General features: G+C 55.1%; 19 protein-coding genes. 10 read left to right on the top strand and 9 right to left on the bottom strand.

All coding sequences use genetic code 11. From position 1 onward, the window contains the following. Positions 1-122 precede the first annotated feature (122 nt). From PGR29_RS09755 to PGR29_RS09745, 3 genes are all read left to right on the top strand, one after another. Positions 123-1,808, top strand: coding sequence for an aspartate:alanine antiporter (locus PGR29_RS09755; RefSeq protein ID WP_101704156.1), 1,686 nt, complete (start codon positions 123-125; stop codon positions 1,806-1,808). 396 nt (positions 1,809-2,204) lie between these two features. Then, positions 2,205-2,903, top strand: coding sequence for a DUF6216 family protein (locus tag PGR29_RS09750; protein WP_316424462.1), 699 nt, complete (start codon positions 2,205-2,207; stop codon positions 2,901-2,903). A 173-nt stretch (positions 2,904-3,076) separates the two neighbouring features. Then, complete coding sequence (locus PGR29_RS09745; protein WP_316424461.1) at positions 3,077-3,412, top strand: hypothetical protein; 336 nt, start codon at positions 3,077-3,079, stop codon at positions 3,410-3,412. Between the two features lie 75 nt (positions 3,413-3,487). Here the strand turns inward: PGR29_RS09745 and PGR29_RS09740 are convergent, their stop codons facing one another. Continuing rightward, positions 3,488-3,709 carry a hypothetical protein gene (locus PGR29_RS09740; RefSeq protein ID WP_271032246.1) on the bottom strand — a complete coding sequence of 74 codons (222 nt, stop codon included), beginning with the start codon at positions 3,707-3,709 and terminating at the stop codon, positions 3,488-3,490. Between the two features lie 210 nt (positions 3,710-3,919). On the opposite strand from PGR29_RS09740, the gene PGR29_RS09735 reads away from it, so the two are divergent. Further along, positions 3,920-4,717 (top strand): SDR family NAD(P)-dependent oxidoreductase, encoded by a 798-nt coding sequence (locus PGR29_RS09735; protein WP_316424460.1) that lies wholly within the window; start codon positions 3,920-3,922, stop codon positions 4,715-4,717. On the opposite strand, the gene PGR29_RS09730 is transcribed toward PGR29_RS09735, so the two are convergent. Continuing rightward, positions 4,692-5,264 carry a TetR/AcrR family transcriptional regulator gene (locus PGR29_RS09730; RefSeq protein ID WP_316424459.1) on the bottom strand — a complete coding sequence of 191 codons (573 nt, stop codon included), beginning with the start codon at positions 5,262-5,264 and terminating at the stop codon, positions 4,692-4,694. The two genes, PGR29_RS09735 and PGR29_RS09730, sit on opposite strands and share 26 nt — an antisense overlap. Positions 5,265-5,377: 113 nt before the next feature. On the opposite strand from PGR29_RS09730, the gene PGR29_RS09725 reads away from it, so the two are divergent. Together PGR29_RS09725 and PGR29_RS09720 are read left to right on the top strand one after the other, a co-directional pair. Continuing rightward, positions 5,378-6,580, top strand: coding sequence for an MFS transporter (locus PGR29_RS09725; protein ID WP_015704846.1), 1,203 nt, complete (start codon positions 5,378-5,380; stop codon positions 6,578-6,580). Beyond that, positions 6,580-7,392, top strand: coding sequence for a Cof-type HAD-IIB family hydrolase (locus PGR29_RS09720; protein WP_316424458.1), 813 nt, complete (start codon positions 6,580-6,582; stop codon positions 7,390-7,392). The genes PGR29_RS09725 and PGR29_RS09720 overlap by 1 nt, the downstream gene beginning before the upstream one ends. 40 nt (positions 7,393-7,432) lie before the next feature. Here the strand turns inward: PGR29_RS09720 and kdeA are convergent, their stop codons facing one another. Then, positions 7,433-8,665, bottom strand: coding sequence for a multidrug efflux MFS transporter KdeA (gene kdeA / locus PGR29_RS09715; protein WP_032714142.1), 1,233 nt, complete (start codon positions 8,663-8,665; stop codon positions 7,433-7,435). Between the two features lie 303 nt (positions 8,666-8,968). On the opposite strand from kdeA, the gene ybjG reads away from it, so the two are divergent. Continuing rightward, a complete protein-coding gene (ybjG, locus tag PGR29_RS09710; RefSeq protein WP_045359985.1) occupies positions 8,969-9,562 on the top strand; it encodes an undecaprenyl-diphosphate phosphatase in 594 nt (197 codons plus the stop codon). An 86-nt stretch (positions 9,563-9,648) separates the two neighbouring features. Continuing rightward, positions 9,649-10,407, top strand: a complete 759-nt coding sequence (gene deoR / locus PGR29_RS09705) for a DNA-binding transcriptional repressor DeoR (RefSeq protein WP_316424457.1) — start codon at positions 9,649-9,651, stop codon at positions 10,405-10,407. 28 nt (positions 10,408-10,435) lie between these two features. Here deoR and dacC read toward each other — a convergent pair whose 3' ends face one another. Further along, positions 10,436-11,638, bottom strand: a complete 1,203-nt coding sequence (gene dacC / locus PGR29_RS09700) for a serine-type D-Ala-D-Ala carboxypeptidase (RefSeq protein ID WP_045396363.1) — start codon at positions 11,636-11,638, stop codon at positions 10,436-10,438. Positions 11,639-11,894: 256 nt separating this feature from the next. On the opposite strand from dacC, the gene PGR29_RS09695 reads away from it, so the two are divergent. After that, the gene (locus PGR29_RS09695; RefSeq protein ID WP_087859996.1) at positions 11,895-12,521 is read left to right on the top strand and encodes a glutathione S-transferase family protein; all 627 of its coding nucleotides are present in this window, start codon (positions 11,895-11,897) and stop codon (positions 12,519-12,521) included. 5 nt (positions 12,522-12,526) lie between these two features. Here the strand turns inward: PGR29_RS09695 and PGR29_RS09690 are convergent, their stop codons facing one another. From PGR29_RS09690 to PGR29_RS09680, 3 genes are all read right to left on the bottom strand, one after another. Beyond that, entirely contained in the window at positions 12,527-13,630 is a 1,104-nt protein-coding gene (locus tag PGR29_RS09690; protein WP_316424456.1) for a PQQ-dependent sugar dehydrogenase, read from the bottom strand. A gap of 104 nt (positions 13,631-13,734) precedes the next feature. Further along, positions 13,735-14,118 carry a biofilm formation regulator BssR gene (gene bssR, locus PGR29_RS09685; protein ID WP_045364588.1) on the bottom strand — a complete coding sequence of 128 codons (384 nt, stop codon included), beginning with the start codon at positions 14,116-14,118 and terminating at the stop codon, positions 13,735-13,737. Between the two features lie 136 nt (positions 14,119-14,254). Beyond that, positions 14,255-15,145: a Kdo hydroxylase family protein gene (locus tag PGR29_RS09680; protein WP_087859999.1), complete on the bottom strand. Its 891-nt coding sequence runs from the start codon at positions 15,143-15,145 to the stop codon at positions 14,255-14,257. A 236-nt stretch (positions 15,146-15,381) separates the two neighbouring features. Here PGR29_RS09680 and rimO point away from each other — a divergent pair, with 236 nt between their 5' ends. Further along, on the top strand, positions 15,382-16,707 hold the full coding sequence (gene rimO, locus PGR29_RS09675) for a 30S ribosomal protein S12 methylthiotransferase RimO (protein WP_047049075.1): 1,326 nt from the start codon (positions 15,382-15,384) through the stop codon (positions 16,705-16,707). A 121-nt stretch (positions 16,708-16,828) separates the two neighbouring features. Here the strand turns inward: rimO and gsiD are convergent, their stop codons facing one another. Together gsiD and gsiC are read right to left on the bottom strand one after the other, a co-directional pair. Next, entirely contained in the window at positions 16,829-17,740 is a 912-nt protein-coding gene (gene gsiD, locus PGR29_RS09670) for a glutathione ABC transporter permease GsiD (RefSeq protein ID WP_087860000.1), read from the bottom strand. Between the two features lies 1 nt (position 17,741). Further along, a complete protein-coding gene (gsiC, locus tag PGR29_RS09665) occupies positions 17,742-18,662 on the bottom strand; it encodes a glutathione ABC transporter permease GsiC (RefSeq protein ID WP_020079290.1) in 921 nt (306 codons plus the stop codon). Positions 18,663-18,703 lie beyond the last annotated feature (41 nt).

Genomic DNA, 18,703 nt, shown 5'->3' with positions numbered 1-18,703 from the left:
CTGTTTTATCGGTATTAACGGGATGCCAGAATAACGTTCGGCATAGTGCGAACGCTTGAGCAACCTTAGACCAAAAAACCATTTCCTTCAACAACTTACTAGTAAACGAGAAGTTGGCTTTCGTGAATATAAACGTCGCAGATTTGTTAAACGGGAATTACATCCTGTTATTGTTTGTTGTACTCGCACTGGGTCTTTGCCTGGGGAAACTTCGCCTCGGGTCAGTACAACTTGGTAATTCCATTGGCGTTTTAGTCGTTTCTTTATTATTAGGTCAGCAGCACTTCGCCATTAACACTGATGCGCTAAATCTTGGCTTTATGCTGTTTATTTTCTGCGTCGGCGTCGAAGCTGGCCCCAACTTTTTTTCGATTTTTTTCCGCGACGGCAAAAACTATCTGATGCTGGCGCTGGTGATGGTGGCCAGCGCGATGTTAATCGCTATGGGGTTGGGCAAATTGTTTGGCTGGGACATCGGCCTGACCGCCGGGATGCTGGCGGGCGCCATGACTTCCACCCCGGTGCTGGTGGGCGCCGGCGATACCCTGCGCCACTTCGGCATGCCCAGCGATCGGCTGGCGCAGTCGCTTGACCACCTGAGCCTCGGTTACGCCCTGACCTACCTGGTTGGCCTGGTGAGCCTGATCGTCGGCGCGCGCTATATGCCGAAGCTGCAGCATCAGGATCTGCAGACCAGCGCCCAGCAGATCGCCCGCGAGCGCGGTCTGGATACCGACTCCAAGCGTAAAGTCTATCTGCCGGTTATCCGCGCCTACCGCGTCGGCCCGGAATTGGTCGCGTGGGCGGACGGCAAAAATCTTCGTGAGTTGGGGATTTACCGCCAGACCGGCTGCTATATCGAACGTATTCGCCGTAACGGTATCCTGGCGAACCCGGATGGCGACGCGGTACTGCAGATGGGCGACGATATCGCGCTGGTTGGCTACCCGGACGCCCATGCCCGCCTCGACCCAAGCTTCCGTAACGGTAAAGAGGTGTTTGACCGCGACCTGCTCGATATGCGTATCGTCACCGAAGAGATTGTGGTTAAGAATCATAACGCCGTCGGCCGCCGCCTGGCGCAGCTGAAGCTGACAGATCACGGCTGCTTCTTAAACCGGGTGATCCGCAGCCAGATTGAAATGCCAATCGACGATAACGTGGTGCTTAATAAAGGCGACGTGCTGCAGGTGAGCGGCGACGCCCGCCGCGTAAAAACCGTCGCTGACCGCATCGGCTTTATTTCGATTCACAGCCAGGTGACCGACCTGCTGGCTTTCTGCGCCTTCTTTATCGTCGGCCTGATGATCGGCATGATCACCTTCCAGTTCAGCTCGTTCAGCTTCGGTATCGGTAACGCTGCCGGCCTGCTATTCGCCGGCATTATGCTCGGTTTCCTGCGCGCTAACCATCCGACCTTCGGCTATATCCCGCAGGGGGCGTTGAATATGGTGAAGGAATTCGGCCTGATGGTGTTTATGGCCGGGGTCGGCCTGAGCGCCGGCGCGGGTATTAATAACGGTCTGGGGGCCATTGGCGGGCAAATGCTGGCCGCCGGTCTTATCGTCAGCCTGGTGCCGGTGGTGATCTGCTTCCTGTTCGGCGCCTATGTGCTGCGCATGAACCGCGCGATGCTGTTCGGCGCGATGATGGGCGCGCGCACCTGCGCCCCGGCGATGGAAATTATCAGCGATACCGCACGCAGCAATATTCCCGCGCTCGGCTACGCTGGCACCTACGCTATCGCCAACGTGCTGCTCACCCTTGCCGGTACGCTGATCGTCATCATCTGGCCGGGCCTTGGCTAGTCCCTGCCGAAAATTTTTAACTTTTTCGCAAAAAAATCGGTGATGAACAGAACTTTTTCCCAGGATGTCAGTCATAACTAGTGCCACTGCTTTTCTTTGATGTCCCCATTTTGTGGAGCCCATCAACCCCGCCGTTTAGGTTCAAGGTTGATGGGTTTTTTGTTGCCTGAAATTCAGCTTCATTAGAACCAGTCTCTTAGCTGACAACTCGTTTCTGCATGCGATGACCTTCCCGTGAGAACCGCCCCACTCTTAACAAAAGTCTCTGGTCTTGCTTTCGCCTCGCAGAGAAGCACTTCCTTAACATTTGATAGTTACTGCTATTGAATTGACGTACTTATCTTGCTATGTAAAAACGTAGTGTTGATACTTTACTTCTACTGATAAGGAATTCAGATGTTAACTCAAAGTCTGATTAATATATTCAGCAAAGAAATGATAGGGACGGTTATCGCCGCCTTGCCCATCATAAAAGCCATCTTAAATTACTTAAACAAACCTTTAGATGACATCGATGATATATATAAAAAAGCCAAATTAAGCACATGGAGAATTCGCTTTTTCATGATCAAAATATCGACAAAAGAGATACCCAGGCTGACTCGCGCAAATGTGATATTGTTTTCCATCGTCTTATTATTTCTTTTCGGCAGCTTAGCAACCAGTTCATATTATGGCGTGAAGCTATTACAAATACGTCCGGGCTGGACATCTTTAATTCTTAAAGAAACGGATGAGTGGTTTTTAATCTCGGAAACAGAAGCATCAGAACACGCATTCCATCCCTCCTGGCATCTCACAGAAAAAAGCTGTATCTCTGGCGAGGCCTCGCACCTGGTAAATAATAAAATAATAACGCCACAACTGGGGAGATTTATTTGTGATTCCTTCACCAATGCGGATGACAAAGAGAAAATAATGAAATCTATTAAAGATACCACTCATAACAAACCTGTCATCACCTTTCTCATCTCGATCATTACCGTTGGCTGTCTATGGTTCATAACCAGCTTAACATTGACGTTAATATATACTCTCAGACTTAAAAAATTTATTATCCGGGAGCATGAAAAAGCCTATGACTATCTAACATAGCACTCCAGCCTTTAGCTTAGGGGGTGAGAACTCTGTTACATTTGTCATTTGCACGACGTATATTACCAGTTCCGGTAATATTGTTACTGGAACTGCAGAGCCTATCATCCTGCAATAATTGTTGATATTATTGTCCGCAACGATTAAGAGGTGTTTCGGTTGAAGGTAAAAATATGATTGATGTACAGCAGGAACAAACACTTCAGGAGCACGGTTTTACCAGCAAAGAGATTAATATGCTGCGAAAAGGACTTGAGAGTCCACAACGTAAAGATCAAAGCCTGCAGGCCTTGTTGAAAGAACTGAGACGTCGTTTTTACATGTCCTGTATCATCATCATTGCCCTGCTTATCTTTTGTAGCTACGCGATGCTGACTAATGATACCGGTAATGGGCTGGCTTACTTTGCTGTGACTGCAGTTTGCTGCGCCTTTGCACTAATAGCTACCCCTTATCCGCTTTCATGGAAAGCGATAACATTCTTAAGAAAGAAACTCTACCCAAATTAATTTAACAAGCAATTTTTTCATCAGTACGATACGTTCTCCCTATGTTGTATAACTGATATGTCCTCAACATGCCACTTAAATATCCCCTCTTAAATAATCGGCGATAAAGCTTATCAAGCACACCAGCGCAAAACAGATGGCGAAACCACCCAGCTTGAATAACCAGCCATCCAGAGCAATAAAACAAACCACAGCGGCGATAGAGAAGCTGCCTGTTCCGACAGCTTCAAATATATTGATTGCATGAATACAGATCTTTTTACATACATAGCTTGAAGAGAATCTTTTTGGTTTCATTGGCTCTCTCTTATCCCTGCATCAGGTAACCCAAGGCTAATCAAAAGCGCGTCTATTAGCCAGTAATAATTAAAATACTTCCTTATTAAATCAACAAGTTAAACAAACACCTAATAGGAAAATCAATCACTAAACGTAAGTACCCCCTCCTTGCACAGTCTATTTTTTCACCCATACTTTGCTGATCCAGTCCCACATAAGGCACTCTCCATGTTGCTTAAAGATAAGACCGTGGTAATTTTCGGCGGCAGCGGCGCGATTGGCCGCGCGGCGGCGCTTGCCATGGCGAAAGAAGGCACGCGGATCTTTCTGGCCGCCCGGCGGGCGGATAAGCTGGAAAAGGCGGCGGCTGAGGTTCGCGCCGCTGGAGGTATCGTCGAGACTCTGCAACTCGATGTGCTGGATGGCGGGCAAACCACCGCGCAGGTGGCCAACCTGGCCGGGAGAACCGGCGGGATTGATATCGTAGTTAATGCCACCGGCTTTCACCACGATCAGGGGAAAACGCTGGCACAATTATCTCTTGTCGAGTATCGCCAGGGTTTTGTCCCCTTTCTTGATGCCCAATTTACTATTGCTAAGGCTGTAGCGCCGTGGATGGGTGGCGAACGCGCGGGCGTCATTATTACCACTATTCCTCCTTCCGCGACGATGGCCGTTCCTGGACACCTTGGCCATATCGTCGGCTGCGCCGCAATGGAAGCCTTTATCAAAGCATTGGCCAGCGAACTGGGGGCGAAAAATATCCGCGTGCTCGGCGTGCGGTCGCACGCAATAGCGGATGCGGTGCTGGCAGGTTCTTATACTGCCGAGGTGTTTGCGCCTAAAGCGCAGGCGCTGGGCTTGAGCGTTGAACAGTGGCTGGGTGGTGCGGCGCACGGCACGATGCTGCAGCGGTTGCCAACGCTTGCGCAGATAGCTGGGGTCATCACCTTTCTCGCCTCACCGTCGGCGGCGGCGATGACCGCCACGGTGGTTAACGTCACCGCGGGGGCGACGCGTAGCTAGCGCCATTCTCCCCTGCCAGCCGCGCGACCATCAGGCGAATCGCCGCTTTCGACAGCGGCGCGCTATCGGTAACGAAGTGCAGCGTCATCCCCTCGATAAACGCATCCAGTCCACGCGCCGTCGCCGGTTCAAACCACTGCTCCAGCGTTTGCTGGCTGCGCAGCATCCAGCTCTGCATGACCGCTTTCAGCGCTGGTCGGCTGCTGCAAAACGCGTACAGCTGGTACATTAACTCCATATTACGCGCAGTGGTCACCTGAGCGCTGAATATAAGCTCGGCGATAGCGTCGCAGGCCTGCTGGCGGCTGCCGACGCCGTTGAAAAATTGCTGATACTGCGCCGACATTTCGACGGTGAAGTTACGAAACGCTTCCTCAATTAGCGGCTCAATACCGCTAAAATAATAGGTCAACGAGCCCAGCGGTACCCCGGCGCAGCTGGCGATTTTACGGTGTGTTACCGCATGAATACCGTGTGCGGCGATGGTATCCAGCGTCGCCTGCAGGATGCGCTCGCGCCGCTGCGGATCGTTCGGTCTGCGGATCATCGATGTGTTTTTCCCCTCTGTGCGCTATGCAAATCAAGCGATAGCAGAATGTGTACAAATGTACACAACCTTGTTACTGTTGTCTGCAACTCTTCTTTCTCGGGCGTTTATGGATGACGGCGCAAACTTCTCGCAAAGCCCTCCAGCTTCGGCTGTGGGCGCTATTTATGTTCTTCTTTATTCCCGGCTTATTGATGGCCTCCTGGGCCACCCGTACGCCCGCGATTCGCGATTTACTAACCCTTTCCACTGCTGAAATGGGAATGGTGCTATTTGGCCTGTCGATTGGTTCGATGAGCGGCATTCTCTGTTCAGCATGGCTGGTGAAGCGCTTCGGTACCCGTAAAGTCATCCGCACAACTATGTTGTGCGCCGTGGCGGGCATGCTGGTGTTAAGCCTGGCGCTGTGGCTCGCCTCCGCGCCGCTGTTCGCCTTTGGGCTGGCTATCTTCGGCGCCAGCTTCGGCTCGGCGGAAGTGGCGATTAACGTCGAAGGCGCCGCCGTTGAACGGGAAATGAATAAAACCGTGCTGCCGATGATGCACGGTTTTTACAGCTTCGGCACCCTGGTGGGCGCCGGCATCGGTATGGCGGTGACCGGTTTTGGCCTGCCCGCCGCGCCGCATATTCTGATCGCCGCGCTGGTAGCGATTGCCCCCATCGTTATCGCTATTCGCGCCATCCCCGACGGTACCGGCAAAAACGCCGCCGAATCCGCCCATAGCGAGGCCAAAGGCCTACCGGTCTGGCGCGACGTGCAGCTGTTGCTGATCGGGGTGATCGTGCTGGCAATGGCCTTTGCCGAAGGTTCCGCTAACGACTGGCTGCCCCTGCTGATGGTCGACGGCCATGGCTTTAGCCCTACTTCCGGTTCGCTGATTTACGCCGGTTTCACCCTCGGCATGACCCTCGGCCGCTTCACCGGCGGCTGGTTTATCGACCGCTACAGTCGCGTCACCGTCGTACGCGCCAGCGCGGTAATGGGCGCGCTGGGTATCGGGCTGATTATTTTTGTCGACAGTACCTGGGTTGCCGGGGTATCTGTACTGCTGTGGGGACTCGGCGCGTCGCTCGGTTTCCCGCTTACCATTTCCGCCGCCAGCGATACCGGCCCGGATGCGCCGAAACGCGTGAGCGTCGTGGCGATTACCGGCTACCTGGCTTTCCTCGTCGGGCCGCCGCTGCTGGGCTTCCTTGGCGAACACTTTGGCCTGCGTAGCGCCATGATGGTAGTACTGGGTCTGGTCATGGTGGCGGCGCTGGTAGCCCGCGCGGTAGCCAAACCGCAGCCTGAACCTGTGATGGAGAATAGCTAATGAGCATCAAACTGATTGCGGTAGACATGGACGGCACCTTTTTAAGCGATGCCAAGACCTATAATCGGCCACGTTTTCTGGCGCAGTATCAGCGCATGCGCGAACAGGGCATTCGCTTCGTGGTCGCCAGCGGCAACCAGTATTACCAGCTGATATCGTTCTTCCCCGAGCTGGTCGACGAAATCGCCTTCGTCGCCGAAAACGGCGGTTGGGTAGTGAGCGGTAAAGAGGATATCTTTAACTGCCAGCTGCCGACGACGCATTTCAACGCCGTCGTCGACCACCTGCAAACGCTGCCGCATATCGAAATTATCGCCTGCGGCAAACGCAGCGCCTATACGCTCAATAGCTATAACGACGAGCTAAAAGCGGTGGCGGCAAAGTACTATCACCGTCTCGAACTGGTGGATGATTTTAACCATCTCGATGACGCGATCCTCAAATTCGGCCTGAACGTGCCGGATCATCTGATTGCGCAAATTCAACCGAAGCTGCACGCGGCGCTGGGCGATATGGTTACCGCCGTCGCCACCGGCTACGGCAGTATCGATTTAATCATCCCTGGCGTGCATAAAGCCAACGGCCTGCGCATTTTGCAAGAGCGCTGGGGCATTGAGAACCATGAAGTGGTGGCCTTCGGCGATAGCGGTAATGATATTGAAATGCTGCAGCATGCCGGTTTTGGTTTCGCCATGGCGAATGCCAAAGCGGAGGTCAAAGCCGTCGCCAGTCATCATGCGCCGCATAATAACGAAGAAGGCGTATTGCAGATTATCGATAAGGTATTGAATCGCGAAGCGCCGTTCGCCTGATGAAACCCCGGATGCCTTTGGGCATCCGGGTTGCTAAGTATCACGCCTGCTGCGAACTGCCGACGCTTTTATCTTTCAGGAAGTAAATAATCAGCCCCAGCCATAGCACCCCGCCCAACAGGTTAAACAGGCTGAACAGGCCGTTGCCACCAAGCTCATAAGCATGCTTGCTAAGCTCAATGCCTACGGTAAAGATCAGCATCTGCAGCATGCCCATCGCCGCCGATACCGTCCCTTTACTCATCTCGCTGGCGAACAGCGTTAAGCGCACCAGCCCGGCGTTAGCCAAGCCAATTCCGAAAGCGTAGAAGCTTAAACCAGCGGTCATCCACAGATAAGCATGGGACGAAACGACCGTGGCCGCCGCCGACAGGAGCAGGCCAAACATAATCGGCCAGCCGCCCATAATAATCAACGAGCGTACCGAGCGGCGCGAGGTCAGACGCGCCAGTACCAGGTTGCCGGCGATCAGCGCGCCGAAAATCGGCACCTGCAGCATGCCGTACTCATAGCTGGTGGCCTGCTCGCCGCTGATAATAATGACCGGCGATTGCGCAATCCACGCCAGCAGCGGCAGGCTAACAAAACCGGTCGCCAGCGCCCCGGCGACAAAGCGCAGGTTTTTCAGCACCAGACGATAGTCGCGCCCCAACTCTTTTACCGATAGCTTTTCGCCCAGCCGCGTCGCCGTTTCCGGCATCGCCCGCTGCAGCCCCACAAAGGAGATGGCCGCCAGCACGGCGAACAGCACAAACATCATCTCCCACGGCAGCATATGCACCCAGGCAGCGCCGACCAGCGGCCCGAGCAGCGGGGCAATTAGCGCGACGTTAGCCATCAGGGCGGTAATTTTGATGCATACCGCCTCCTCAAATGACTCCTGGATAGCCGCATAGCCCACCGCGCCGATAAAGCACAGGCTGATGCCCTGCAGGAAACGCAGCAGGGTAAATTGTTCAATGGTTTGCGCCAGCAGCGTCGCCAGACAGGTGACGATAAACCACACCACCCCGGTCAGCATCACCGGACGGCGGCCAATACGATCCGACAGCGGCCCCAGCAGCCACTGCAAAAACATCCCCCCCGCCAGATAGGCGGTCATAGAGGTGGGAACCCACTCATTGCCGACCTGAAACTCCTGCACCACCGCGAGCATACCCGGTTGGATCATATCGTTGCCGATATAGGTGGAGAATTCATATAACACAAGGCACAGCGGGAACAGCAACGCCTGACGACCGAGGCGTTTACCTGATAGCGAATAATTCTGCATGCAATCTCTTAATTAAAAAAAAATCGCGCAAAGTTTAATGAAAGTCGACCCGTGGAGATAGTGAATTGTGAGTGACAATGAAAAATATCGCCAGCCCACATTCCGGCATGAAACGAATATTTATATTTCGTTTATGTTTCAATGAGATTACAGCCGATATACTTTCTCGGTCGACATGCTGGCAAGGGCATCTGACAGGTATATTTCGTAACAAACTGATAATTAAGACAATGCTGCTTTACCTTATCGTTTCCTTTCAATAAGGTGAGCGGCTTATTGCCATCGTAACCAGAGACTGGAAGCATGCTGGAAAATATCAACTACGCGCTGTTTGCCCTGATTAACGCCACCCCGGCCTCCTCGTGGTGGGCGATTGAGGTCGCCACGTTTATTGCCAAAGACTTAATTATCATTGTGCCGCTGCTGGTGGTGGCGCTGTGGCTATGGGGGCCAAACCAGCGTCAGTTGGTATTCAAGGTCATGCTGGCCCTGGCCCTGAGCCTGTCTATTTCGTGGGTTATCGGTCATCTGTTTCCGCATGACCGGCCGTTTGTTGACGGCGTCGGCTATAACTTCCTGCATCATGCGGCGGATGACTCGTTCCCAAGCGATCACGGCACCGTCATCTTTACCTTCGCGCTGGCGTTTTTATTCTGGCACCGGGTGTGGTCCGGTGCGCTGCTGCTGGTCATCGCCTCGGCGATTGCATGGTCGCGCGTCTATCTCGGAGTACACTGGCCATTGGACATGCTGGGCGGGCTGCTGGCCGGCATGTGCGGCTGCCTTGGGGCGCAACTGCTGTGGCAGAGCGGCGGTCATGGCCTCTACCAATGGCTGCAACGTTTGTATCGTCTCTGCTTCTCGCTGCCGATTCGTAAAGGCTGGGTACGTGGCTAACGTCTGACAGGTGACGAACCCCTCGCTGCCGGGTAAAATCAAGCTGACGCCCTGCCCTTGCAGGGCGATTTTAGCTCAGAGGGTATATGGAAACTCGTCGTGACGAACGCATTAACCAGCTCATTCAGGCACTCAAGCGCAGCGATAAACTTCACCTGAAAGAAGCAGCCTCGCTGCTTGGCGTGTCGGAAATGACCATTCGTCGCGATTTGAACGGCCACAGCGGCCCGGTGGTGCTGTTGGGCGGGTATATTGTGCTGGAGCCGCGTAGCGCCACGCACTACCTGCTGAGCGATCAGAAAACCCGTCTGGTGGATGAAAAACGCCGCGCCGCGCGCCACGCCGCCGGGCTGCTTGAAGCGCATCAGATGGCCTTTTTTGACTGCGGCACCACGACGCCATGGATAATCGACGCTATCGATAACGAGCTGCCGTTTACCGGCGTGTGCTACTCGTTAAATACCTTTCTCGCCTTGCAGGAAAAACCGCTGTGCCGCGCTATTCTTTGCGGCGGCGAATTCCACGCCAGCAACGCCATCTTTCTGCCGCTTAGCCTGCAGGATACCCTGAGCCACCTCAGCCCGGATATCGCCTACTACTCCGCCGCCGGGATCGACTGCGAACAAGGCGCGACCTGCTATAACCTGGAAGAGCTGCCGGTGAAACACTGGGCTATGAATAATGCTCGCTACCATGTGCTGGTTGTCGATCACAGTAAGTTTGGCAAAGTGCGGCCGGCGCGGATGGGGGAGTTATCGCGTTTTGACGTCATCACCAGCGACGTTCGCCCGGATGACGATCTGCTGGCGCTGGCGAAAGAAAAGCAAATTTCACTGCTGTACTAACCGCGCCCCATAGGGCGCGGCCTGTCGCTTAAGAGAACCAACTGCCGAACCAGCCGTGCAGTTTCATCAGCACGAAGTCGACCATGCGGCTGAAGAAGCCGCCCTCTTTCACTTCTTCCATGACGATCAGCGGGCGCTGTTCAATGGTTTTGTCATTGAGTTTAAAGTCAATGGTGCCCACCACCTGCCCTTTCGCCAGCGGCGCGGTGAGCTGCGGCTCAGTCAGGCTGTAGCTCGCTTTCAGGTTTTTCAACTGCCCGCGTGGAATAGTCACCGATCCGGCTTCGCCGGCGCCCAGTTTGACTTCATTACTGTCACCGAACCACACGCGCTGAGAAATAAAGGTGGCATCCGGTTTGATTGGGGTAACGGTTTCATAGAAACGGAAGCCCCAGGTCAGCAGTTTTTCGGACTCATTAAAGCGGATACGGTCGGTTTTAGTGCCCAGTACTACCGCGATAAGGCGCATATCGCCCTGGGTGGCGGAAGAGACCAGGTTGTAGCCCGCACCGGCGGTGGTGCCGGTTTTCACACCATCGGCATTGAGGTTGGTGCTCCACAGCAGACGGTTGCGGTTTGGCTGGCGGATTTTATTGAAGGTGAACTCTTTTTCTTTGTGTACCGCGTACTCTTCCGGCACATCATGGATCATCGCTTTGGTCAGCAGCGCCATATCGCGAGCGGTGCTGAACTGCCCCGGCGCGTCCAGCCCATGGACGGTTTTAAAGGTGGTGTTAGTCAGGCCGATTTTCTGCGCGTAGCCGTTCATCAGGTTGACAAACGAATCCTGGCTACCGGCGACATAATCCGCAATGGCGATGCTGGCATCGTTACCGGACTGAATTATCACGCCCTTATTGAGGTCTTCAACCGATACCTGCATGCCTGGCTTCAGGAACATCACCGAGGAGCCGCGCAGCGCCGGGTTACCGGTGGCCCACGCATCGCGGCCGACGGTGACCGTATCGGTCAGTTTGATTTTGCCTGCTTTCAGCGCCTGGCCTACCACGTAGCTGGTCATGATTTTGGTCAGGCTGGCCGGGTCGAGTTTCTCGTCGGCATTGCCTTCACTCAATACTTTGCCGCTGGCATAGTCCATCAGGATCCAGGCTCGCGCATCAATCGATGGCGCATCCGGAAGTTGATCCGCCGCCTGCACAGCAGGGGCCACGAGAAGTAAAAGCGCGCAGCCTGCCGCGAGGCCGCGAAGGGAAAAAGCATCATGCGTCATAAGAGCCACCCAAGTATCCTTTCCAAACAAAATATGCCGCAACACTCTTGCCGCACAGCACAAGGCGGTGAGTAAAGCGTACAAATGACCTTAAAGAAACAGCGAGTTGGTAAAGTTTTTAAAGTTTACGCAATAACGACGCTGCCTGCTGAAAACAAGGCAATTTTTTTGATCGTGATTGCCTTAATATTAACTTTATTCCAACATGATTGCTCACCATGTTGCAACGGCGATTAAATAACATGCAGGAGCGGATATGATTACGTTATGGGGCAGAAATAATTCGACCAACGTGAAGAAAGTACGCTGGGTGCTGGCGGAACTGGATCTTCCTTATCAGCAGATTCTGGCGGGGCTGGAGTATGGTCTCAATCACGACCCGGAGTATCTGGCGATGAACCCGAACGGCCTGGTGCCGCTACTCAAAGACGATACCAATGGGCTGGTGCTGTGGGAATCCAACGCCATTATTCGCTATCTTGCCGCGCAGTACGGGCAAAACCGGCTGTGGGTAGAGTCGCCTGCGCAGCGCGCGCAGGGTGAAAAATGGATGGACTGGGCCAACGCCACGCTATCGCCGGCGCACCGTCCGGTATTAATGGGGCTGGTCAGAACGCCGCCGGACCAGCGCGATCCGGCGGCCATTGAGGCAGGTATTCACGCCTGTGAAGGGCTGTTCGCTATGCTCGACGATGAACTGGCGAAGCATGCCTGGCTTTCCGGCGATGAGTTCGGCCTTGGCGATGTGGCGGTGGCGCCGTTCGTTTATAACCTGCTGTCCATCCTCGACAGCTGGCAGCCGCGGCCCCATCTGCAGCGCTGGTACCAGCAAATCCAGCAGCGTCAGGCCTTCCGCGACGTGGTCATGATCCCGGTCACCTGAGGTGATTACTCCGGGCTGACCTTGAGCAGTTCACCGTCAGGCTCGTCGGTTAACAGATACAGATAACCGTCGGGCCCGACACGCACATCACGAATGCGTTTGCCGCGATCTTTTAACAGCCGCGTCTCCTCGCTGAGGGTATTGCCGTCCACCGAGAGCACAATCAAAGACTCATCCTTCAGCGCGCCGATAAACAACTTGTGCCGCCACTGCGGAAAAGTTGACGCGTTGTAAAACGCCATCCCACTCAGCGCCGGGGAAACGGGCCAGACATGCAGCGGCGCCTCGGTATTCGGCGCGCTCTTTCCTTTAGCTTCCGGGATAGGTTGACCGCTATAGTTAATGCCGTGCGTCGCCAGCGGCCAGCCGTAGTTTTTTCCGGCCAGGGGAATATTGATCTCATCGCCGCCGCGCGGGCCATGTTCGTTCAGCCACAGCGTATCGCTCCACGGATTCATCGCCATCCCCTGCGGGTTGCGAATACCATAAGCCCAAATTTCCGGTCTGATGCCAGTACGGCCGACGAAAGGATTATCTTTGGGGATTTCCCCCTGGTCAGTCAGGCGTACCACTTTCCCCTGCAGTTTATCGAGCTCCTGCGCCGTCGGGCGCTGATTATTTTCACCTAAACCAATAAACAGATGCCCTTTGCCATCGAAGACCATCCGCCCGCCGAAATGATTGCCAGTGGAGAGCTTCGGCTGCTGGCGGAAAACGGTTTTAAAATCGTCCAGGTTTTGCAGGTCGGCGCTGAGGCGGCCGTACCCCATCGCGGTACCCGCTTTGCCGTCATCGCCCGCTTCGGCATAGCTCAGCCATACCCGGCGCGACTGAGCAAAGTCCGGAGCCAGAGCCACATCCAGCAGGCCGCCCTGGCCGTTGGCCCACACCTTCGGCACGCCGCGAATAGGCGCCGATAATCCTTTATCGAGCTGCCAGCGTTTAAGTTCGCCGCCGCGCAGGGTAATCAGCACGCCTTCATTGTCCGGCAGGAACGCCAGTGACCAGGGGTGGTCAAGGTTATCCTGCAGCACCTCAACGCGCGGCGCGGCCATCGCCGCCATGGGCAGCAGCACAGTCATGAGAGTTATTTTGAGATATCGGCGCATGGCGCACTCCTTTCGTCAGCATTGCTGATAAGGGTAGCCAGCGTGGGCGGTCAGGCGGGGATTTTTACATAAACTTTAACAGGGGGAGTCGCCTCCCCCTGGATTCAGGCGTGGGCAATTGGCGCGGATTTATTCAGAATGTGAATATTCATCGTCAATCCCGACAGACAGCGTTCTAGCTTCTCTACGTTAACGGCAATATAAGCCGGGCAATCATGATGCCCGCTCATCAGGCAAACCGCCGCCGAAGCGACGGACTCGCCGGCAAGGCGGAAGGCTTCCATCTCTTCCGGCGCGATGGCGTGCTGCAAACGCGGCGCGTGTACGCGCAGTTCATGGCATAGCTCAAACAAGTTATCACGCAGATGGTCATTTTCGCTGACTGACATATAGCCTTTCGCTTTACGAAGCTGGAGATAAGCCGCCAGATCGATATTGGCATTAATCAGCTTATTCAAAAGGTTAGTGTAACGTCTGTCAACGCTCATCACGGTCCTCCTCTGTCGTCCATTACCATAATCATAGTATGGTCATTTTTTGCGCGGAATCATGAGCAAGGTCAATAATCCCACAGCAATTAACATTATTTACAATGTTACAACTTCAGAGGTCACGCCGCGTTGTTCAACTTACCAGCGGCTGGTTCATCAACTTTTCCAGCACCTTCAGCGGTGAATAATGCGGATTATGCATCGCGCTCACCGGCAGTTGAAAAGTCTGTTCCAGCATAAACTGGCCGCCCATCGCCGCGTGCGGCGTTTGATCGGAAAAGCAGATCCAGGTACTCCCCGCGGCAAACTCTACCGCCTGCTGTACGCCGTGCTGTTGATATTCCGGCGTACTTTTCATTTTGTCGTGCAACGCCAGCATCAGATGATCGTAATGGCTGCGTTTGCTTTTGGTGATCCCCACCGCCGATTGCAGCCAGCTGGCGAACGGCGACCACGGTTTCAGCGTCGGCAGAAAACGCGCAGCGAGCGTTTCAAAATGTTCGCCGGTGCGCCACAAACGCGGTTCACCGTGCGGATTGATGTTGCAAAATACGCGCAGAATGCGATCGCCATAAACCGGGCGCGACGGGAAAGCGTCGACGTGCAGGCGGGTATCATCTTTACGCCACGAGGTCGTGTCGCGCCAGGCGGTTATCGGATGCAGCCGCAGGCTGGTTTGCGGGCGATAAAGCGCTTCGCGGTATCCGGGCAGCAGTGCATCAATCAGGCGCAACGTGGATTGATAGTAACGTTCGGTCAGCTGCAGTACCGCCGGGGCTTTCGCCGCGTCCGCTACGCCTTTAATTTCACGCTTTTGTGGCTGATAGCTAATGTTCTTACGCTTCGGCGATACTAAATCGGTATTGAGTAATTCGCGCTCTTCGGCAGTCAGCGAAAAATCCAGATTCGGTAAATAGAGGACGTTGCCCTCTTCCAGCGAGTGCTGAATTGACGATGGCTGCGGCGGAATATCCAGATGGGTAAAGGGTAATGTAGTAAGGGCCAGCGGACTGCTCGTGGTCATTGTTATGCTCCTTGCCGCATGGGTTTATCAGTTTTGGCTCCGGCCATAGGCAAGGTTAACAGAATGTTATTAAACGTAAGGTCAATGTAAAGGAGATAATGGTTTTAAATACCATAGCTGAGTTTTTTTGCCGTAAAGCTTTTTCATCATTCATCGTCCCCTGGCTATACTCTTTTTCGCAAAGATCTGTAGAATTCCTGCCCTGACCATTCCAATAAATGAACATTTTTTAAGCTATGAGCAATGTCACGCACCAGCCGAAAATCGGCTTCGTCTCCCTGGGCTGCCCGAAAAACCTGGTAGACTCAGAACGTATCCTCACCGAACTGCGTACCGAAGGGTATGACGTGGTTCCCAGCTACGACAACGCCGATATGGTTATCGTCAACACCTGCGGCTTTATCGACAGCGCCGTGCAGGAATCGCTTGAAGCGATCGGCGAAGCCTTAAAAGAAAACGGCAAAGTGATCGTTACCGGCTGCCTCGGCGCGAAAGAAGATCAAATCCGCGAGGTGCATCCGAAGGTGCTGGAAATTACCGGTCCGCATAGCTACGAGCAGGTGCTGGAGCACGTTCACCACTATACGCCGAAGCCGAAGCATAACCCGTTCCTCAGCCTGGTGCCGGAACAGGGCGTCAAGCTGACGCCGCGTCACTACGCGTACTTGAAAATCTCGGAAGGCTGCAACCATCGCTGCACCTTCTGCATTATCCCGTCAATGCGCGGCGATCTGGTGAGCCGCCCAATTGGCGAAGTGCTGGCGGAAGCCAAACGCCTGGCCGATGCCGGGGTGAAAGAACTGCTGGTGATTTCGCAGGACACCTCCGCCTATGGCGTTGACGTCAAGCACCGCACCGGTTTCCACAACGGCATGCCGGTGAAAACCAGTATGGTCAGCCTGTGTGAAGAGCTGGCGAAACTCGGTATTTGGGTACGTCTGCACTACGTCTACCCGTATCCTCACGTTGACGATGTGATCCCGCTGATGGCGGAAGGCAAGATCCTGCCGTATCTCGACATTCCGCTGCAGCACGCCAGCCCGCGCATCCTGAAACTGATGAAGCGCCCAGGTTCCGCAGACCGTCAGTTGGCGCGTATTAAACAGTGGCGCGAGATCTGCCCGGATCTGACTCTGCGTTCCACCTTTATTGTCGGTTTCCCGGGCGAAACGGAAGAAGACTTCCAGATGCTGCTCGACTTCCTGAAAGAAGCGCGTCTGGACCGCGTTGGCTGCTTCAAGTACAGCCCGGTTGAAGGCGCCACCGCCAACGAACTGGCGGATCAGGTACCGGAAGAGGTGAAAGAAGAGCGCTGGAACCGCTTTATGCAGCTGCAACAGCAGATTTCCGCCGAGCGTCTGCAGGAAAAAGTGGGCCGCGAAATTATGGTGCTGGTCGATGAAGTCGATGAAGAAGGCGCGATCGGCCGCAGTATGGCCGATGCCCCGGAAATCGACGGCGCGGTCTATCTAAACGGTGAAACCAACGTTAAACCGGGCGACGTGCTGCGGGTGAAAGTCGAGCACGCCGACGAATACGACCTGTGGGGTACCCGGGTCTAATCCCGCTTCCCGGATAGCGGCTTGCGCCTTATCCGGGCTACCACCGCTCAACCCCGTAGCCCAGCCAGGCGTAGCGCAGGCTGGGCTAACCTACCAACTTTGCTACCGCCGTACTTGTCTCCTATCCCTTTATCTTCGGATCCAGCGCATCGCGCAGGCCGTCGCCCAACAGATTAAACGCCAGCACCGTCAGGAAAATGGCGATCGCCGGGAATAACGCCACATGCGGCGCCATCACCATATCCGCGCGCGCTTCGTTCAACATCGCCCCCCATTCCGGCGTCGGCGGCTGCGCGCCAAGGCCGAGGAACGACAGGCTGGCGGCGGAGATAATCGACACGCCGATGCGCATGGTAAAATAGACCACTATCGACGACACCGTACCGGGCAAAATATGGTTGAACAGAATAGTCGAATCGCTGGCGCCAATACTGCGCGCCGACTCAATAAACGTCTGCTGCTTCAGAACCAGCGTATTGCCACGCACCAGGCGGGCGAACGCCGGAATTGAAAAAATCGCCACCGCGATAATCACGTTGGCCATCCCGCTGCCCATCACCGCCACCACCGCAATCGCCAACAGAATGCCGGGGAAGGCAAACAGCACGTCGCAGATGCGCATGGTGATACGGTCCCACCAGCCTTCGTAGTACCCGGCCAGCAGGCCGAGCACGGTGCCAATCAGCGCGCCAATCAGTACCGCCAGTACCCCAGCGGCCAGCGAAATCTGCGCGCCGACCAGCACCCTACTGAAGATATCGCGCCCCAGCGAATCAACGCCGAACCAGTGCACCATTGACGGCCCTTCGTTCAGGCGATCGTAATCGAAATAGTTTTCCGCGTCATACGGCGCTATCCACGGCGCGATAATCGCGACAACAATCAGCAACAGCACAAATATGCCCGCCGCCATCGCCACCGGCTGGCGACGAAAACGCCGCCAGAACTCATGCCACGGCGTGCGGATCTGTCCGGGCTTAACGCCCGGCATGGCGTTGATAACCGCTTCCCTTCTCCAGTTGAGCAATCTCACCTTACTTGTACCTGATAGCCGGGTTAATGGCGGCATACAGCACGTCCACCACTAAGTTGATAAGAATGAACTCCAGCGAAAATAGCAGCACTTCCGCCTGAATCACCGGGTAATCGCGCATCTCCACGGAGTCCACCAGCAGTCGCCCAAGCCCCGGCCAGTTGAAGACCTTCTCCACCACAATGGAGCCGCCGAGCAAAAAACCGAACTGTAGCCCCATCATGGTCACTACCGGGATCATCGCGTTGCGCAGGCCGTGCTTCAACACCACCAGCGTTTCGCTCACCCCTTTGGCCCGCGCGGTACGCATGTAATCCTCATGGAGCACGTCAACGAACGACGCGCGGGTGAAGCGCGCCATCACCGATGCCACCGCGGCGCCAAGGGTCAACGACGGCAGAATATAGTGCCGCCAGCTGTCGGCGCCGACCGTCGGCAGCCAGCCGAGCTCCACGGAAAAGACCTGCATCAGCAGCATACCGAGAGCGAACGCCGGGAAGGAGATACCGGTTACCGCCAGCGCCATCCCCAGCCGATCCGGCCAGCGATTGCGCCACACCGCCGCGGCAATCCCCGCAGCCATGCCGAACAGCACCGCCCAGCTCATGCTGGCAAGCGTTAACCATAGCGTCGGCATGAAGCGGCTGGCGATTTCGCTGGTCACCGGGCGGCGCGAAGCCATCGAGATACCGAAATCACCCTGCAATACATTGGTGATGTAGTGCCAGAACTGGACATGCAGCGGCTGGTCGAGCCCCAGCTGCTGGCGTACCATTGCCACCACCTGCGCATCGGCTTCCGGCCCGGCAATCAGCCGCGCCGGATCGCCCGGCAGCATATGCACAAACAGGAACACCAGCACGGCGACGATAAACAGCGTCGGAATGAGCCCCAGCAGGCGCTTCAGAACGTAATTCAGCATCGCCCCCTCCCATTTCGGCAGAGGGAACGCGTGAGCATAAG

The organism is Klebsiella sp. 141203 (genome assembly GCF_032601985.1).
Taxonomy (GTDB): domain Bacteria; phylum Pseudomonadota; class Gammaproteobacteria; order Enterobacterales; family Enterobacteriaceae; genus Klebsiella; species Klebsiella aerogenes.
Note: the sequence above shows the minus strand (reverse complement) of the source record. Positions and strands in the feature narration are given on the sequence as shown.

Coding starts and splice junctions, on each gene's coding strand:
- PGR29_RS09750 (WP_316424462.1), top strand. CDS start 2,205: ATGTTAACTCAAAGTCTGATTAATATATTCAGCAAAGAAATGATAGGG.
- PGR29_RS09745 (WP_316424461.1), top strand. CDS start 3,077: ATGATTGATGTACAGCAGGAACAAACACTTCAGGAGCACGGTTTTACC.
- PGR29_RS09740 (WP_271032246.1), bottom strand. CDS start 3,709: ATGAAACCAAAAAGATTCTCTTCAAGCTATGTATGTAAAAAGATCTGT.
- PGR29_RS09735 (WP_316424460.1), top strand. CDS start 3,920: ATGTTGCTTAAAGATAAGACCGTGGTAATTTTCGGCGGCAGCGGCGCG.
- PGR29_RS09730 (WP_316424459.1), bottom strand. CDS start 5,264: ATGATCCGCAGACCGAACGATCCGCAGCGGCGCGAGCGCATCCTGCAG.
- PGR29_RS09725 (WP_015704846.1), top strand. CDS start 5,378: ATGACGGCGCAAACTTCTCGCAAAGCCCTCCAGCTTCGGCTGTGGGCG.
- PGR29_RS09720 (WP_316424458.1), top strand. CDS start 6,580: ATGAGCATCAAACTGATTGCGGTAGACATGGACGGCACCTTTTTAAGC.
- kdeA (WP_032714142.1), bottom strand. CDS start 8,665: ATGCAGAATTATTCGCTATCAGGTAAACGCCTCGGTCGTCAGGCGTTG.
- ybjG (WP_045359985.1), top strand. CDS start 8,969: ATGCTGGAAAATATCAACTACGCGCTGTTTGCCCTGATTAACGCCACC.
- deoR (WP_316424457.1), top strand. CDS start 9,649: ATGGAAACTCGTCGTGACGAACGCATTAACCAGCTCATTCAGGCACTC.
- dacC (WP_045396363.1), bottom strand. CDS start 11,638: ATGACGCATGATGCTTTTTCCCTTCGCGGCCTCGCGGCAGGCTGCGCG.
- PGR29_RS09695 (WP_087859996.1), top strand. CDS start 11,895: ATGATTACGTTATGGGGCAGAAATAATTCGACCAACGTGAAGAAAGTA.
- PGR29_RS09690 (WP_316424456.1), bottom strand. CDS start 13,630: ATGCGCCGATATCTCAAAATAACTCTCATGACTGTGCTGCTGCCCATG.
- bssR (WP_045364588.1), bottom strand. CDS start 14,118: ATGAGCGTTGACAGACGTTACACTAACCTTTTGAATAAGCTGATTAAT.
- PGR29_RS09680 (WP_087859999.1), bottom strand. CDS start 15,145: ATGACCACGAGCAGTCCGCTGGCCCTTACTACATTACCCTTTACCCAT.
- rimO (WP_047049075.1), top strand. CDS start 15,382: ATGAGCAATGTCACGCACCAGCCGAAAATCGGCTTCGTCTCCCTGGGC.
- gsiC (WP_020079290.1), bottom strand. CDS start 18,662: ATGCTGAATTACGTTCTGAAGCGCCTGCTGGGGCTCATTCCGACGCTG.